This is a genomic window from Inquilinus limosus MP06 (assembly GCF_000767795.1).
Taxonomy (GTDB): Bacteria; Pseudomonadota; Alphaproteobacteria; order DSM-16000; family Inquilinaceae; genus Inquilinus; species Inquilinus limosus_E.
This window is the reverse complement of the sequence record NZ_JANX01000838.1, coordinates 1-1,923: the sequence shown is the minus strand read 5'-3', so window position 1 is coordinate 1,923 and position 1,923 is coordinate 1. Positions and strand designations below refer to the sequence as shown.

Sequence of the window (1,923 nt, the reverse complement as noted above, 5' to 3'; positions counted from 1 at the left end):
GCTTCGGTCGCGGCCGCTGGCCGGGGCTGAAGGCCGAGCTGGTGGCGCCGCAGCCGCTGATCCCGGTCGCGTCGCCTGAGGTCGCTGCCGCCCTGGCCGACCCGGCGCGGGCGGTGCCGCTGATCGAGGATGAGCAGAGCCTGTTCGGCTGGGACGCCTGGCTGGCGATGGGCGGCCCGGCCGATCTCGCCGGCCACCCGCGCCGGCGCTTCCCCGACGCGTCGCTGGCGGTCGAGGCCGCCTTGGCCGGGCACGGGATCTGGCTGGCCTGGCCGCTGCTGGTCGACGACGCCCTGCGCTCCGGCCGTCTGGTCCGCGCCTTTCCCGAGACCATCGATGCCGGCCTCGGCTATTGGCTGGTCTCCACCCCCGCCCGCTGGCGCCGCCCGGAGGTCGCGCGCTTCCGCGGCTGGCTCAGGGAATCGATCGGCGAGCCCGGCTAGCTCTCAGGCGGACGGATCAGCGGCGACGGCGGCGGCTTGGCCTTGCGGCCTTCCGCCACCAGCCAGCGGGCCAGCCTGTCCGCCGCCGCGTGGCCGGCCAGCGACGGCCGCAGGAAGGTGAAGCGGGTGGGAAGGCGGCGGAAGCCCCAGGGCGCGACCAGCCGCCCGGCCTCGATATCCGCCTGGGCGAAGGCCCAGGCGGTGACCGCGATGCCGAGGCCGGCGGCCGCCGCCTCCAGCATGTAGGAATTGTGCTCGAAGGACCGCTCGGCCGCCGGCCGCGGCAGGTCGATGCCGGCCGCCGCCGCCCATCGGGCCCAGCTCTCGGCGAAGGTCTCGCTGTGCAGCCGCGGCAGCCGCAGCGCCTGCTCCGCCGCGCGGCCGGCCCGGTCGAACAGGCCGGGCGACAGCACCGGGCCGAAGGCATGGACCAGGAAGGGCGTCGCCGCCATGCCGGCCGGCGCCGGGCCGCGATGCGGCCGGATCGCGGCCTGGACGCCGCCGCGACCGAATTCGACCGGCCCGCCATCCTCGATGATCCGCACCTGCAGGCCGGGATTGGCCTCGATGAAGCCGGCCAGGCGCGGGATCAGCCATTTCATGGCGAAGGTGCCGGGCGAGGAGACCACCAGCGCCTCCCCCGCCTCCGCCCCCGGCAGCCCGGCGGCGATCTGGTCGAAGGCCGAGGCCAGGCAGGCCGCCAGCTCCCGCCCCGCCGGGGTGAAGGCCAGGGCATGCCGCGGGCCGGCCAGCAGCGTCGCGCCCAGCTGCCGCTCCAGCGCCTTGATCTGGCGGCTGACGGCGCCGTGGGTGACGCACAGCTCCTCCGCCGCGCGCACCATCGAGCCCGCGCGGGCGAAGGCCTCGAAGGCCTGCAGGGCCTTCAGCGATGGCAGCCGCCGCCTGACCATGTGACCTCAGCTCACATCCCCGACCGGCATAGTCGATGGACGCGGAAAGGCCAAGGCCCGATCACATCCGGGTCCCTTCTTCCAGCAGGAGCCGCAGCCATGGCCAGCTTCGCCGAGCGTTTCGCCGACCTCTCGATCCACCGATCGCCGCTCTGCCTCGGCCTCGACCCGTCGCCCGAGCTGCTGCGGCGCTGGGACCTGGCCGACGACCCGGACGGGCTGCGCCGCTTCTGCGGCCGGGTGCTGGAGGCGGCCGACGGCCTCCTGGCCGTGATCAAGCCGCAATCCGGCTTCTTCGAGCGCTTCGGCCCGGCCGGCATGGCCGAGCTGGCGGCCGTGAACGCGCAGATCCGGGCCCGCGGCGCGCTGTGCCTGATCGATGCCAAGCGCGGCGACCTGGCCGGGACCATGGCAGGCTATGCCGACGCCATGCTGGGGGCCGGCAGCGGCTTCGGCGGCGACGCCCTGACCGTCAGCCCCTATCTCGGCCTCGACGCGCTGCGGCCGGTCTTCGACCGCGCCGCGGCGAGCGGGACCGGCGTCTTCGTCGTGGTCCGGTCCTCGAACCC

Annotated in this window: 3 protein-coding genes; 2 read left to right on the top strand and 1 reads right to left on the bottom strand. The window is 75.4% G+C overall.

The features are described 5' to 3' along the window. A partial coding sequence (locus P409_RS33015; RefSeq protein WP_034848674.1) for a LysR substrate-binding domain-containing protein occupies positions 1-443 on the top strand: 443 nt, incomplete at its 5' end. Here P409_RS33015 and P409_RS33010 read toward each other — a convergent pair. Further along, on the bottom strand, positions 440-1,354 hold the full coding sequence (locus P409_RS33010; protein ID WP_034848672.1) for a LysR substrate-binding domain-containing protein: 915 nt from the start codon (positions 1,352-1,354) through the stop codon (positions 440-442). The genes P409_RS33015 and P409_RS33010 overlap by 4 nt on opposite strands. A gap of 99 nt (positions 1,355-1,453) precedes the next feature. Here P409_RS33010 and pyrF point away from each other — a divergent pair. Next, positions 1,454-1,923, top strand: a 470-nt coding sequence (pyrF, locus tag P409_RS33005) for an orotidine-5'-phosphate decarboxylase (RefSeq protein ID WP_034848671.1), incomplete at its 3' end; no start/stop codon positions are given.

Excerpts from the sequence above, each read along its gene's own strand:
- P409_RS33010 (WP_034848672.1), bottom strand. The coding sequence starts at position 1,354 with ATGGTCAGGCGGCGGCTGCCATCGCTGAAGGCCCTGCAGGCCTTCGAG.